At 43.9% G+C, this 13754-nt stretch carries 15 protein-coding genes; 10 read left to right on the forward strand and 5 right to left on the reverse strand.

The features are described from left to right. Positions 1 to 8 precede the first annotated feature (8 nt). The 7 genes from W293_RS17590 (at position 9) to W293_RS0104020 (ending at position 5444) form a co-directional block, all read left to right on the forward strand. Entirely contained in the window at positions 9 to 407 is a 399-nt protein-coding gene (locus tag W293_RS17590) for an excalibur calcium-binding domain-containing protein (protein ID WP_025651218.1), read from the forward strand. 143 nt (positions 408 to 550) lie between these two features. Continuing rightward, a complete protein-coding gene (locus tag W293_RS0103995) occupies positions 551 to 991 on the forward strand; it encodes an RNA-binding S4 domain-containing protein (protein ID WP_025651219.1) in 441 nt (146 codons plus the stop codon). A gap of 208 nt (positions 992 to 1199) precedes the next feature. After that, positions 1200 to 1697, forward strand: coding sequence for a low molecular weight protein-tyrosine-phosphatase (locus W293_RS0104000; RefSeq protein ID WP_037024927.1), 498 nt, complete (start codon positions 1200 to 1202; stop codon positions 1695 to 1697). A gap of 256 nt (positions 1698 to 1953) precedes the next feature. After that, entirely contained in the window at positions 1954 to 3102 is a 1149-nt protein-coding gene (murB, locus tag W293_RS0104005) for a UDP-N-acetylmuramate dehydrogenase (protein WP_025651221.1), read from the forward strand. Then, positions 3092 to 3865 carry a YdcF family protein gene (locus W293_RS0104010; protein ID WP_025651222.1) on the forward strand — a complete coding sequence of 258 codons (774 nt, stop codon included), beginning with the start codon at positions 3092 to 3094 and terminating at the stop codon, positions 3863 to 3865. Before murB ends, W293_RS0104010 begins: the two co-directional genes overlap by 11 nt. 207 nt (positions 3866 to 4072) lie before the next feature. After that, on the forward strand, positions 4073 to 4363 hold the full coding sequence (gene ccoS / locus W293_RS16700) for a cbb3-type cytochrome oxidase assembly protein CcoS (RefSeq protein WP_025651223.1): 291 nt from the start codon (positions 4073 to 4075) through the stop codon (positions 4361 to 4363). 133 nt (positions 4364 to 4496) lie between these two features. Continuing rightward, entirely contained in the window at positions 4497 to 5444 is a 948-nt protein-coding gene (locus tag W293_RS0104020; protein ID WP_025651224.1) for a sulfite exporter TauE/SafE family protein, read from the forward strand. A gap of 115 nt (positions 5445 to 5559) precedes the next feature. On the opposite strand, the gene W293_RS0104025 is transcribed toward W293_RS0104020, so the two are convergent. Next, the gene (locus tag W293_RS0104025) at positions 5560 to 6714 is read right to left on the reverse strand and encodes a DEAD/DEAH box helicase (RefSeq protein WP_025651225.1); all 1155 of its coding nucleotides are present in this window, start codon (positions 6712 to 6714) and stop codon (positions 5560 to 5562) included. Positions 6715 to 6982: 268 nt separating this feature from the next. Then, positions 6983 to 7198 (reverse strand): cold-shock protein, encoded by a 216-nt coding sequence (locus tag W293_RS0104030; protein WP_011513806.1) that lies wholly within the window; start codon positions 7196 to 7198, stop codon positions 6983 to 6985. Positions 7199 to 7699: 501 nt separating this feature from the next. Between W293_RS0104030 and aroQ the strand changes: the two genes are divergently transcribed. Next, positions 7700 to 8236, forward strand: coding sequence for a type II 3-dehydroquinate dehydratase (gene aroQ / locus W293_RS0104035; protein WP_025651226.1), 537 nt, complete (start codon positions 7700 to 7702; stop codon positions 8234 to 8236). 288 nt (positions 8237 to 8524) lie between these two features. Further along, positions 8525 to 9826 carry an ABC1 kinase family protein gene (locus W293_RS0104040; protein WP_025651227.1) on the forward strand — a complete coding sequence of 434 codons (1302 nt, stop codon included), beginning with the start codon at positions 8525 to 8527 and terminating at the stop codon, positions 9824 to 9826. Between the two features lie 209 nt (positions 9827 to 10035). Here the strand turns inward: W293_RS0104040 and W293_RS0104045 are convergent, their stop codons facing one another. Further along, complete coding sequence (locus tag W293_RS0104045; RefSeq protein WP_025651228.1) at positions 10036 to 10866, reverse strand: ion transporter; 831 nt, start codon at positions 10864 to 10866, stop codon at positions 10036 to 10038. Positions 10867 to 11225: 359 nt separating this feature from the next. Here W293_RS0104045 and W293_RS0104050 point away from each other — a divergent pair, with 359 nt between their 5' ends. Further along, positions 11226 to 11975: a YebC/PmpR family DNA-binding transcriptional regulator gene (locus tag W293_RS0104050; protein WP_025651229.1), complete on the forward strand. Its 750-nt coding sequence runs from the start codon at positions 11226 to 11228 to the stop codon at positions 11973 to 11975. A gap of 88 nt (positions 11976 to 12063) precedes the next feature. On the opposite strand, the gene W293_RS0104055 is transcribed toward W293_RS0104050, so the two are convergent. After that, the gene (locus tag W293_RS0104055) at positions 12064 to 12636 is read right to left on the reverse strand and encodes a methylated-DNA--[protein]-cysteine S-methyltransferase (protein ID WP_025651230.1); all 573 of its coding nucleotides are present in this window, start codon (positions 12634 to 12636) and stop codon (positions 12064 to 12066) included. Between the two features lie 73 nt (positions 12637 to 12709). Continuing rightward, entirely contained in the window at positions 12710 to 13621 is a 912-nt protein-coding gene (gene ftsY / locus W293_RS17500; RefSeq protein ID WP_217271537.1) for a signal recognition particle-docking protein FtsY, read from the reverse strand. Positions 13622 to 13754: the final 133 nt, after the last annotated feature.

A 13754-nucleotide genomic window follows, 5' to 3' on the forward strand; every position in this document is an offset into this window, starting at 1 on the left:
GAGCCGCTATGAAAAAAACATTAATGGTTGTCGTCTTGCTGGTGTTAGCATTGGTGGGTTATAAAATACTAAACCCTAAAAATAATAATGTTAACAACGTGTCTGATACAGTATCGACTACGGCAAATTCTGAACGGATTCCAGTGAATTTTGATGATTTTGACGACATACCGCCGTCCTATGTTGATGACAATCCAAACTCAGCTTCTATCATGCCAACCAATGCACCTATCACTACACCTGCACCAGTAACTACCACCTTACCCACGTTTTCATGTGATGGTAGAAAGCATTGTTCACAAATGACATCCTGCTCAGAAGCAACTTATTTTATACAGCATTGCCCTAATACGAAAATGGATGGTAATAATGATGGTGTACCTTGTGAAAAACAATGGTGTAAGTAGGTTATGAGCCAAAAACCATTATCAATATATCTTTTATTGGACTTAATCACTAAAAACCACCATTATTTAATCGCTTAACGCTCTTTTAATCCCTAAAAAAAGCACCATTATTATCTTAGTTTATTGATATCTATGAGGTTTTGATGAGTAAACACAATAAAAACCACAATCAGCCCAGCCATAGCCAGCCCGATGCTGTGCGTATGCGTCTCGATAAATGGTTATGGGCCGCGCGTTTTTATCGCACCCGTACCCTTGCCAAAGAAGCCATCGAAAGCGGACGGGTACATTATGCTGGTAGCCGAGTCAAGACCAGTAAAGAGATTGCCGTCGGAGATGAGTTGAGTATTCGCCAAGGCTCAGCCACTGCCATGACCGAAAAAACCATCGTCGTCGAAACATTAACAGCGCAACGTGGTAATGCGACTGCCGCGCAAGTGTTATATTCAGAGACCGAGGAGAGTGAAGAGCGCCGCGCTTATTATGCCGAGCAGCGCAAACTTGCCAACCTTGCCCGCCCTGATAACAAGCCCAATAAAAAAGAGCGCCGCGATTTACAACGCTTTAAAAGCAACCAAGACTAATGTTAACAAATCATTCTATATCTAAAAGCTGAGCAGCTGAGCAATAATCACTGGCGTGACCCTGTTGTTTAGCTTCTGCCCTTGCCATTCAAGGTATTAAGCGTTACGCTGATCCCTTATTAGTTTACTAGATAGCATGCTCATAAACCGCATTACCCATGCTGGTTTTTTATAGCATGTTTTTTTTGCTGTAAGAAAAGGTCATATTATGCTGATGAAAACTTGTACTCCATCGTCTGTATTATTGGTTTGTTTAGGAAATATTTGCCGGTCACCGACTGCTGAGGAGGTTTTTCGTCAGCAGTCGGCGATCGCAGGCTTGTCAATCAAGGTAGACTCAGCAGGCACTGGCGACTGGCATATTGGTCATGCGCCCGATGAGCGAGCGCAGCGCCATGCAAAAGCCCATGGTTATAAAATCAACAAGCTGGTTGCCCGTCAAGTGAGTGCAGACGATTTTCGCAATTTTGACTTGATACTGGCGATGGACACGCAGAATTTAGCTGATCTACAGGCCATCAAAGATAGTTTAGCGGGCACAGACGACCATTTAGCGAAGTTGGCATTATTCAGTGAAGAAGATCCGACCTACGGCGGCGATGACGTGCCAGACCCTTATAAAGGCGATAGCGATGCTTTTGAAGAGGTGATTGAACGTATTGAGTCAAGTGCACAAGCCTGGATTGAAAGCTGGAAGACTTGCTAGCCAAACAATCTATATTTATGCTACTTTTGCACCCTGCATCCTTTATAATAGGGTCTGTTGAACATTCAAATGTGGAACTGGCAGTGGCTATTTTTTAGACAATACGCAGTGAAATTTTTGACGCCTAGTCATTCTAGGTTAGATAATTTCGCCATGTATTGGCAAAAAATAGCCCTGCCCTGAAAGGCTGATATTTGAATGTTCAACAGACCCTAAACATCGCATAATTTTTTATATTTGCCATATAGGCTATGTTATGACCTCAGCTGTTCGCCTTGATTCTAGCGCTCAACAGACTATGTCGACTGATTTACCGCCTAGCTTACTTAATGCTAAGTCGGTCGATTTGTCGCATGGTAATACCATGGCATTGGCATGTGTCGCTGACTCTGTCGTGACCCTAACAGATGAAGCCCAGCTAGACAGTTTGATGGCAAGTTATGCTAATAATCCTGAGCATCAGCCATCATTATTTGTATTGTCTGGCGGCAGCAATGTGTTGTTGCCAGCGCATTTGAAGGCGACGGTATTACAGCCACAGATGCGTGGCATCACGATGACGGCGCAAACAGAGCGTTATGTCGATATAGAAGTGATGGCGGGTGAGAACTGGCATGACTTCGTGGTGTATAGCGTTGAGCAAGGCTGGTATGGACTAGAGAATCTAGCCTTGATACCAGGTCTGACCGGAGCGGCGCCCGTACAAAACATCGGTGCTTACGGTGTCCAGTTAGAAGACTGTTTGCAATACGTCCGTGCTTATCATTTGCCAACGCAAACGTGGCATCGTCTATCGCTGACAGACTGCCAGTTTGGCTATCGCGATAGTGTTTTTAAGCGCACGCCCAATAAATGGTTGATCAGCCGTGTAGGATTTAGACTGCATACCGATGCGAGTAAAATTCTTGCCAGTTATGGTGATGTACAGACAGTAGCGCAGCGCTATGCTGAGCAGAAAAATCGCCTACAGCCTACCCCCGCCGATGTCATGCAAGCAATCATTGATATTCGTCAGCAAAAACTCCCCGATCCTAAACAGCTGCCGAATTGCGGTAGTTTTTTTCAAAACCCTATTATTTCGCAAGCACAGTTTGCCACTCTTCAACAAACTTATCCTACTATCGTTGGCTACCCAATACCCGATGCGACGGTAAAGGTTGCCGCCGGTTGGTTGATTGAACAAGCTGGCTTAAAGGGGGGCGGTATTGTTCCTATTGTTACCCACCAGCAGCAAGCGCTGGTACTGACCAATCATAGCCCTTATCAAGCAACCCAAGATGACGTAGCCACTGCCCAACACTATATCGCTGCTCAGGTCTATGAAAAATTTGCGATTCAACTATCGCGTGAGCCGGTTTGGATAAATGCAGATGGCTCTATTGGGTATGATGAGCATGTGGTCTAAGCGCCTATTATCCAAACGCTTATGGCGCTATTATTTGCGGTCAGCGGAACGTATGGTGAAGCTGTTTCGTATCATTAACATCACCTTTTTGCTCGGCTCAACGTCTGTTATTTTGGTGCTAATTAGCTTATTCACCCCGCTATTCTCGCAAGTAATCGTTTATATATTTGCGCTGTTGCCATTACCTAGCATGCCATCGGCTGCCAAAAGCTCTCCTCCTACTGCCTATGTGGTGCTAGGTGGTGGCCTAACCAACGATCACAATAACCAAATCATCCTCAATAGCTATAGTCTTAATCGCGCCCGTACCGCTGCCACTGCCTATCATGATTTACCGCTGCCTATTGTCCTCAGCGGTGCCGAAGCGCCGTGGCTCGGTCAATGGCTCATTGAGCATGGCATTGATGGATTGATAAGCGAAAACGCTAGCATGAATACCTGCGAAAATGCCCGCTTTACCGCTAAGCGCATTCCACTACGTCACGTGTACCTTATTACCGACAGCTATCATATGGCACGGGCGCGTAGACAATTTGCTTTAAATGGTATCAATAGCACGCCTATTGATGCGCCATTGCCCGTCAGGCGTGATTGGATAAAACCAGCACAAAACTTGAGCCATTCACGGCGCGCCGTCTATGAAGTCGCCGCCTATTTGCGTGATGTGATACGTCCGCAGATGGACTGCCGCCATGCCAATGATGTCACTTCACAGCAGCTATTGACCCCCAGAGGAAACGCAGCAAAAAAGCCTGTGCAATAATGTTATAGTCAGTGAAAAGTAATGTCGAACCATCATGTATTGCGTTTTTAGGATATTTTGACTATAGCAATAAGTTTCAGCCGTCATTAACCTCTGCACCTGCCATTTTCTAATCATTCGCTATATTACTTTTACCTCTACAAGTCGTCCATCACCCTGATGACAAGTGTATAATAACGTCAGAAACTGCTATAAAAGAGATTTGCCATGCTCAGTATATTTTTATTAATTCCATTAAGTCTCATGCTGTTTGTGGTTGCCATTTGGGCAGTACGTTATGCGGTTAAATCAAACCAATTTGAAGATTTAGACAACGCTTCACAGCGTATTATATTAGATGATCGTCAAGAACGTCGGCAAACCATGCAGGCTCACGAGCAATCAGCAGCAAGTACACAGACTAACTCTACTATCGCGACGGATACTGCTAATAATGACAAATTAGCGAATGGGGAAAATCCCATCGATAATGATATCGATGACAACCTCAAACCATAGCTTTAAATCATCTTACCTGTGCGCCCTACTGTTGATGTTTTTGTCAGTAATCAAACTATATTGCTGACCCGCTATATTAAAGACCAATTATAAAAGTAGGCGCGCCTTTTGCCATTTTTAGGAGAATTGCCCCATGACCACCGCCTTACTTGTTGCGGCATTACTAATGGGATTTTTTGGTTCACCACATTGCTTGGGTATGTGCGGGGGTCTGGTGACAGCGTTTGGTCTATCGATGAAAGACGTCAGCCCCGCTAAACGCCGCGCCCTTGTGGTAACTTACCATTTAGGGCGTCTTAGCAGCTATGCGCTGTTGGGTTTAGTCGCAGGTTTGATTGGTACGACTGTTTTAGAGCCTTTGATGCGAGGCAATAATATGCCGCGTATCTTATTAGGTTTGGTATTGGTGTTTGTTGGTGTGACCATGCTTGGTGCGCCATTTTTGAGTAAGCTTGAACGCTATGGCATGCGTTTTTGGCAGTATCTCAGTCCCCTTCGTCAAAAAGTTTTTCCTTTAAACACCTTTCCACGAGCATTGTCAGCGGGTCTATTGTGGGGATTTTTGCCTTGTGGTTTGGTTTATGGCGCTCTACTGATTGCAGTGGTTGCTCATAATCCATTAAGCGGCGCGGCATTAATGTTCGTCTTTGGCTTGGGTACAGTACCGATGCTGATTGCCACACACGAAACCGTTGGTTGGCTACGCGACAAGATTGGACGCTTTCGTCTACGTCAGATGAATGGAGCACTGATGGTCGTGTCAGGTATGGCGATCATTGTCGTCCCATTAGTGATGGCAAATATGCATGGTGGGCATGATATGTCCACTATGCATGGCGATCATATGCAGATGAATGATTCACAGATGATGGATATGACCATGGATGGAACGATGGATCATGGCAGCCATTCTGCGACGACTACTGATACCCATGGCCATCATGATATGAGTCAAATGAATCATGACATGACACCTGCTGTGGCTGATACAATGGATCACAGTATGCATGATATGAACAATAAGAGTAGCGAAGCAGACATGAAAAACAATCAGGATGCTATGATAGAAAATGCTGAATAAAAAATCAAAGCGCTAGGGCGTGTCTTAATCAGAAAAAAGCCCTTAACATCAATCAGGATGTTAAGGGCTTTTCTATTAATCCGAAATTATTAAGACAAAGTCCAAATTAGACCAGTTATTCCTGCCATTGCTCAAGCGTAAACTTGGTATCTAAATGCTTCTCTAACGCAGGGATGTTAAAAGCATCATCTTCACTAACGAAGCTAATACTGATACCAGTCTGTCCAGCGCGTCCCGTACGACCAATGCGGTGTACATAATCATCTGGCTGATCAGGCAAGGTATAATTGACCACGTGGCTGATATCATCGACATGAATACCGCGCCCTGCGACATCAGTGGCGACCAAGATAGAAGCATGACCATCTTTAAAACGCTGTAAGTATTTTTCGCGTTTTTGCTGAATGACATCGCCTGACAACATCACAATTTTATGTCCTTGGCGCAATTTGTGATAGAGACGCTTGACTTGGTCTTTACGATTGGCAAAGACAATCACTTTATCGACAGCGCTATCGCTGATAATACGCTGTAAGGCTTCTAGTTTTTGATCTTCTGTCAATAAGTAAAAATGCTGATCCACCAATTCACTGGTTTTATGCTCAGGCTCAATTTCAACAAATTGCGGCTCATGTAACCAACGATAGGCCAAGTTCATCACATCTTGGTTAAAAGTGGCTGAGAATAACAAGCTTTGGCGATCGGTGTTCGAAGGCATCCGACCAACCAAGCGCTTGATATCCGGAATAAAACCCATATCCAACATGCGATCTGCTTCATCTAGCACCAGCACTTCTACTCGATCCAGATAGACCATGCCCCTATTGGCAAGATCAATCAGACGACCGGGCGTCGCTACTAAAATATCGACATATTGACGCTCAAGCTCATGCTGCTGGGTCTCATAATTGGTGCCACCCATAATACAAACGCTGTGTAGCGAGGTGTATTTGGTCAAAGCGATACAATCATCAAATATTTGCTGTGCAAGCTCGCGGGTTGGTGCCATAACCACTGCGCGCGGCTCACCTAGATAGCGCTCTTCATCACTGGTAAAAGGACGCTTGAGTAATGCCTCCATAATGGTCAACAAAAACGTTGCCGTCTTACCGGTGCCAGTTTGTGCCTGTCCGATAGCGTCTTGATTTGCCAAGGTATGCGGTAATATTTGTGCTTGGATAGGCGTCAGTTCAGTAAAACCTAAATCACTTACCGCGCGCAAGGTCGGTGCAGAGAGTGGTAAATCAGTAAACGCTGTAAAATTACTCAAAAAATCATCCTTTTGTATGAATCGCTTGTATTTTTCAATCAATGATAGGCTTATGCCAAGACTCAGCCTAGCTGTATATCGCTACCAATATAAGTACGCCTCTAAAAGTTGTACATTGATAAGCATAAAAAAAGCCAAGCCCAACGCCTACCCTCACCAATCATGCTGAATGAAAATCAACATAGGTAAGATAAGACGGGCTTGACTCGGTAGTATATCAGTAGTTTATCCAGACATTATAACTAAACTGTGCTAATGACTGTATCGACTATTCTTCTACTTTTCTGACTTCTTCAGCTTGAAGACCTTTGTCGCCTTCGACCACGCTGAACTCAACCTTTTCGCCATCTTTTAGAGAGCGATAACCATCACCTTGGATCGCGCGGAAATGGACAAAAATATCTTCTCCGCTATCACGTTGAATGAAACCAAAGCCTTTTGAGTCATTAAACCACTTAACGATACCTTGCTCACGAGCTGACATAATATTACTTCCTAAAAAAGTCGCTTAGCCCCAAATTCCTTTGCAACATTGCATATAAACGGGGTCTAAGATTGAGAAATCAGAATTAAACGCTATGACGCAACATACATTCGTATAGACAGACAAGATGAATGCTTATCTTAACTATGTTGAATGTACTGTTTTGCTATACCTTTTACTCATACCAAAATAGCTTTTGTACTCATCATCGTTTATGTTAGATGCTTCATTATAAAAACTTATAATGGTAGTAGTAACAAATTCGCAATATAGATTGCTTAAAAAATATCATAGCACGGGTTTTTAGCAACATAAAGACTTTTAACACGGTTTTTAAAACTTAGCTTGATTTTTGATGTAATTTTTTTATAACCTTGCTGACAAGCTGTTATCATAATGCGATAAGAGGGGTTTTATGGCACAGCTTTTTCTGTATTAACCCTACTTATTTAGCAGTAACGCATCAATCATCCGTAGCCTTCAATAGCGATAGAGAGCATTATGACCACCCCTTCTCAATCAGCAGCGCCAGTAGCACACGTTGACCAATCAGTAAAAACAACCTTGACCCAAAGATTATTATTGATTAATGGCGTCAATCTCAATTTACTGGGCAAGCGTGAGCCGGAGATTTATGGCCATACGACGCTGGCAGATATTGAGCAGGGCCTCATTGAGCGCGCGGCAAACTACGGTGTTGAGCTGATTTGCATACAGTCAAACCATGAAGGCAAGCTGGTCGATGAGATTCAACACTATGGGCTTTTAGCAGAGTCAGCAGCGCAAGTAGATGCCATCATTATCAATCCTGCAGCGTTCACTCACACCTCGGTCGCAATCCGTGATGCGTTATCGGCCACGCAAAAGCCATTTATCGAGGTGCACTTGTCTAATGTACACGCTCGCGAAGCTTTCCGGCAGCATTCTTACTTTAGTGATATTGCAGTCGGTGTCATTTGTGGCTTAGGACATAGAGGTTATCAGATGGCTTTAGATTATTGGCTAGCTAATACCTATAAGATAAACCTAAATGATTAGGGCGTGTTGAACATTCGATCATGGCACTGACAGAGACTGTTTTTTAGGCGATTCAAAGATAAAAATAGTAAGTTTAGTCATTCTAAGCGTCTCTTTTTATCAAAGAATCAGCAAAAAATAGCCCTGTCCTTTTAGGCTGATGCTAAAATATATTGAGAAAGTCATACAGAAAGAAAAAACTCATTCGCGCAAGACAACCTTATCTTTAGCACACTAGTCAAACAGCAATTACTTGCTTAAAATAATAAAATTACGGTTTGGTAAATAAACCTCTACATGGTGATATGAATGGCAAAATCGTCCGGAAAACGCTTTATGAAACTGGCTGGCATGACAGCGAGTATTGCCGGCAAAGCCGCTAAAAACTCATTAAGGCACCTATCAAGTGACGAAGAAAAACGTCTGCAGGCACGCTCAGAATTGATGCAAGACGTGGGTATTCAAATAGCCGAAACGCTTGGTGAAATGAAGGGCGCGGTGATGAAAGTGGGACAAATTGCCTCACAATATAAGGACGTATTTCCACCTGAGGTTGCGACCGCTTTAGAAAAGTTGCAAAAAGATGCACCGCCCATGCCTTATGCGCAGATACGGGCACAAATAGAACGTGAGCTCAAAGCTCCTGTCGATCAACTGTTTACGATGTTTGAAGAAACACCCTTTGCCGCCGCTTCCATTGGACAAGTACACAGGGCTATTCTACCCTCTGGGCAAAAAGTCGTGGTCAAAGTACAGTACCCCGATGTCGATGAAAACTGTGATAGTGACCTCAAACAAGTGCGCATGGCGCTAAAAATCGCTGGCGTCTTGAATATGAGCAAACAATTGCAGGAGCAGCTCTTTAACGAGATTCGTCAAAGCCTGCATGATGAGTTGGACTATGTCAAAGAAGCTCACAACCTACAGGTATTCGGTGCTTTTCATACTGATGACCAAGGACTTATTATCCCCAAAGTCATTAACAGCCACTCTACCAGACGGGTTTTGACATTGACTGAGGAGATTGGAGAGACGCTGACCGTCGCCGCGACGTGGAATAATGAGATCAAACAGAAAATCGCCAAACGACTGTTTCACTTTACTGCAGGTCAACTGTTTGGCTTATACCGGATGCACTGTGACCCCCATCCCGGTAATTTTGCGTTTCGTCATGATGGCAGTGTCGTAGCCTATGATTTTGGCGGTATTCGCAGCTATAGTCATAGTGAGGTTCAATTGTTTCGCCGCTTCGCGCAGCATGCCGTCAAAGGTGATGTGACCGCACTAGAGCAAGACTTAATCGCTCTTGATATTCGCCGTGAGGATGATAAAAATGTGCCGGGTGAATTCTATGAAAAGTGGCTGGCTATTGGTATGAAGCCGCTATCCATTGCACCTTATCAAGAAGGGGCTTTTGATTTTGGCAGCAGTCAAGTTCATCATGAAGCCATCAGCCAAATGCGCACCTCATTAAAATACTTCGGGCAATTTCAACCTTCAGCCACGACGATGATGCTAGATCGTACCGTGTCAGGACAATATTGGAACCTAGTTAATTTGGGTGTTGAAATAGACCTGTCACCACTGGTCGCTGAGTATATAACCAACTAGGGCGTGTCCTCATTTTAAAAATGGTGATACAAATGAGGTAAATTGCCGTCAAACAAGGAAAATAGTGCAGATAATATCGATGTATTACCTAGCTATTTGACGATGTTTGGCAAGATTTAACCATTTTTAGCCCATTTAGATTGCTATCGGTTGAATTGAGGACACGCCCTAGCCTCTAGCCTACATAGAAAAATAAAGACTAGTGAACATTACACATGCAGTGCATGGCCGCAGCGGTCGCAAAAAACAGCACTCACGGCATGACCGAATTTTCCGCAGTTCGGACACGTAATGGGGTTAAGCTGTGGACGCATATTTCGAGCAAGCTCAGAAGTAAAAATACCCGTTGGTACCGCAATGATTGAATAACCCGTAATCATGACCATACTCGCAATCGCTTGACCCAACGGAGTTTTAGGTGACATATCGCCATACCCTACCGTAGTCATCGTAACAACCGCCCAATAGATAGACAGCGGAATACTCGTAAAGCCATTTTCAGGCCCCTCTACCACGTAGATAATCGAGCCGAAAATCGTAACCAATAATACCAGCGATAAGAAAAACACTGTGATTTTTTGCTGGCTGGTTTTGAGTGCCGAGGCCAAAAACCCTGCTTGTTGCATGTAAGCTTTGAGCTTGAGTACGCGAAAGATACGTAAAATACGCAAAACACGTATGACCAACAGATACTGCACGCCTACAAACAACAGGCTTAAATAGCTGGGCAATACAGATAATAAATCCACTACCCCAAAAAAGCTAAAGGCATAACGAAAGCGGTTGGGCGCTGAAAACCAGCGCAATGCATACTCAATGGTAAATAAAATCGTAAAAAACCATTCCGCATAAAAAAACAGCGTGCCATATTGCAAACGCATATATAGCACGCTGTCCAGCATTACCACCCCAACACTGGCCAAAATGGCTATCAACAATACAACATCGAAAAGCTTACCCATGCGGGTATCTGTGCCTTCGATAATAATATGAATGCGGTTACGCAGGTGAGTAATAGCTTCGTTAGTTGGTTGCTTCATAGAGTCAATAGAGTCACAAGATCAATGGTTTAAAAAAACCGAACGATTTAGGCTAGGATGGACAAGCTAAGATTGGTCAAAACGCGTAAAAGTGGTTTATAATATCCCACACCTTATGACTATCAATAGTTATTATCAAGGTTCGATAAGTGACGATATAGGCAGCCATAACGCAAAAAATAATAGTGTAGCAAAAAAGCACTGCTAACGACATACAAATCGTTAACTTGCAGGTAAGTCAATTACCTCAAAAAACAGCTCAATCATATAATAAAAACCGCTTATGAAGTATCAAATATTATCATTCATAGTCTTTTTATTCACACCATAAAAACCACGTAAAACTTTAAGGATGTCATATGGCAGGCCATTCAAAATGGGCAAATATTAAACACCGTAAAGCGCGTCAAGATGCGGTAAAAGGCAAAGTATTTACCAAGATTATTCGTGAAATTGTCTCAGCTGCCAAGCAAGGCGACCCTGACCCTGATAAAAACCCACGCTTACGTGCTGTTATCGAAAAAGCATTGTCAGTCAATATGACTAGGGACACTATCAATCGTGCAGTAGCTCGCGGTACGGGTGGCGATGACAATGACAATATGGATGAAGTGAGCTATGAAGGCTATGGCGTTGGCGGTGTGGCAGTATTAGTCGAAACCATGACTGATAACCTTAACCGAACCGTCAGCGAAGTACGCCATGCCTTTACTAAGAATGACGGTAATCTTGGCACCTCTGGCTCAGTGGCTTATCTCTTTACTAAGCGCGGTGAAATCACCTTCAATGACACAAGCTTAGAAGACGAAGTAATGTTGGTCGCTCTAGATGCTGGTGCGCTTGATATCGAAAATGATGGCGACAGCTTGCTGGTCATTACCGAATGGGAAACTTTCGGTCAAGTCAAAGATGCGCTTAATGCTGCAGGTCTGGTCTCTGACAACGCGGAAGTAACCATGTCGCCGTCAACTACTGCTGAGATAGACAATGTGGATGATGCCGAAAAAGTCATGAAGATGATTGATATGCTAGAAGACATCGATGACGTGCAAGAAGTTTATAGCAATGTGAACTTCTCAGATGAGGTAATGGCGCAACTTGAGCAATAGTTCGGGTTGAGAATATCAAATAAAAAGGCCAAACGTTTTTTAATGTTTGGCCTTTTTTTAGTGACGAGTGATAAGCACTTATTTTAGACTAAGCCTTGCAAGTGACCCCTTCAAGCGCTAACAAATATTCTTTCTTATCCAGCCCACCCGTATAACCACCAAGCTTACCATCGCTAGCAATGACGCGATGACAAGGAACGATGATGCTAAAAGGATTCCTACCATTGGCATTGGCCACCGCGCGAAAGCCTTTGGGATTATCCACATTTCGTGCCAGCATTGCATAGCTGATAGTTGCGCCATGATCGATGTTTTGTAATGCCCGCCATACTCGTTGCTGAAATGGCGTGCCCAAAGACAGATCTAATGCTAAGTCAAACGCTTGACGCTCACCCTTAAAGTACTCATCCAACTGCTTTATAGTCTCTAATAGTAGCGCTTGAGCCGGTTCATTTTCGCTTAGCTTATCCTCATTGATAAACGTAAAGCTCTTATCAACAAGGCCATAGTGCTTTTTAAGTTTGGGAATGGATTTTGAGCTATGCCAAGCGTCACCCGTCTGCTGCCAGTTGACTTCAACCAGTTTAGGGCTGCTATGCTCATTGACGCTGGCAATTAACGTTAACTGGTTAGATCCAAAAGCTGCTTCGGTGACTATCATGGTTTTCCCCTGTTAAATCATTACGTTTTTAAGGCTCTATCATTGACCATCGACTCAAACAAACTATCGAGTACTACTCTTTATCGTCGGTTTCGAACAAGGCGGCGACAAACTGCTTTGGACTAAAAGCGCGTAAGTCATCAATCGACTCACCAACGCCAATATAACGAATCGGCACGTCTGTGGTTTCGGCAATATTAAAGACCACGCCACCTTTGGCCGTTCCATCTAACTTAGTAATCGTAATACCCGTTAATGGGACGACTTTGTTAAAGAGTTCTACTTGATTGATCGCATTTTGACCCGTGCCAGCATCGAGAACAATCATGCCTTCGTGCGGTGCGCTTGGATCAGCTTTACGCATGACGCGTACGACTTTTTCTAGCTCCGCCATGAGATGCGTTTTGTTTTGCAAGCGTCCAGCAGTATCGGCGATCAGTACATCGATATTTTTTGCTTTGGCAGATTGCATGGCATCAAAGATCACAGAGGCACTATCAGAGCCATGACCCTGCGCCACGACTGGAATATTATTGCGCTCACCCCAGATTTGTAGCTGCTCGGTTGCGGCAGCACGGAATGTATCACCAGCTGCGAGCATGACAGATTTGCCCTCGCCTTGTAAGCGCTTGGCAAGTTTACCAATCGTCGTCGTTTTACCGACCCCATTGACGCCCACTACTAAAATTACAAAGGGTTTTTTGCTGGTATCAATCACCAGTGGCGCGACTTTTGGCGTTAAGATATCAACCAGTTCCGTTTGCAACGCTTTATACAATGAATGGGCATAAATTAAGTCACCACGGTCTGTCTGCTCAGTGAGACTTTTGATGATACGGTTGGTCGCGTTGACACCGATATCGGCGACCAATAGCTGATCTTCGACTTCTTCTAACAGCTCATCATCGATCTCTTTGCCACCGATCAGGATACTGACCATCCCTTCGGCTAAGTTCTTCCGTGATTTACTCAGCCCCGTTTTCATACGGTTAAACCAGCTGCCTTTTTTCTTATTATCCTGCTGTTCTTGTGAGTCTTCTGGCAATGGCGACGGCTTTTCTGCTTGTTGTACTTTATTATTTTCTGGGCTTACGCTTGCTGTGTCTCCCAATTGCTCT

The organism is Psychrobacter sp. TB67 (genome assembly GCF_000511065.1).
Lineage (GTDB): Bacteria > Pseudomonadota > Gammaproteobacteria > Pseudomonadales > Moraxellaceae > Psychrobacter > Psychrobacter okhotskensis.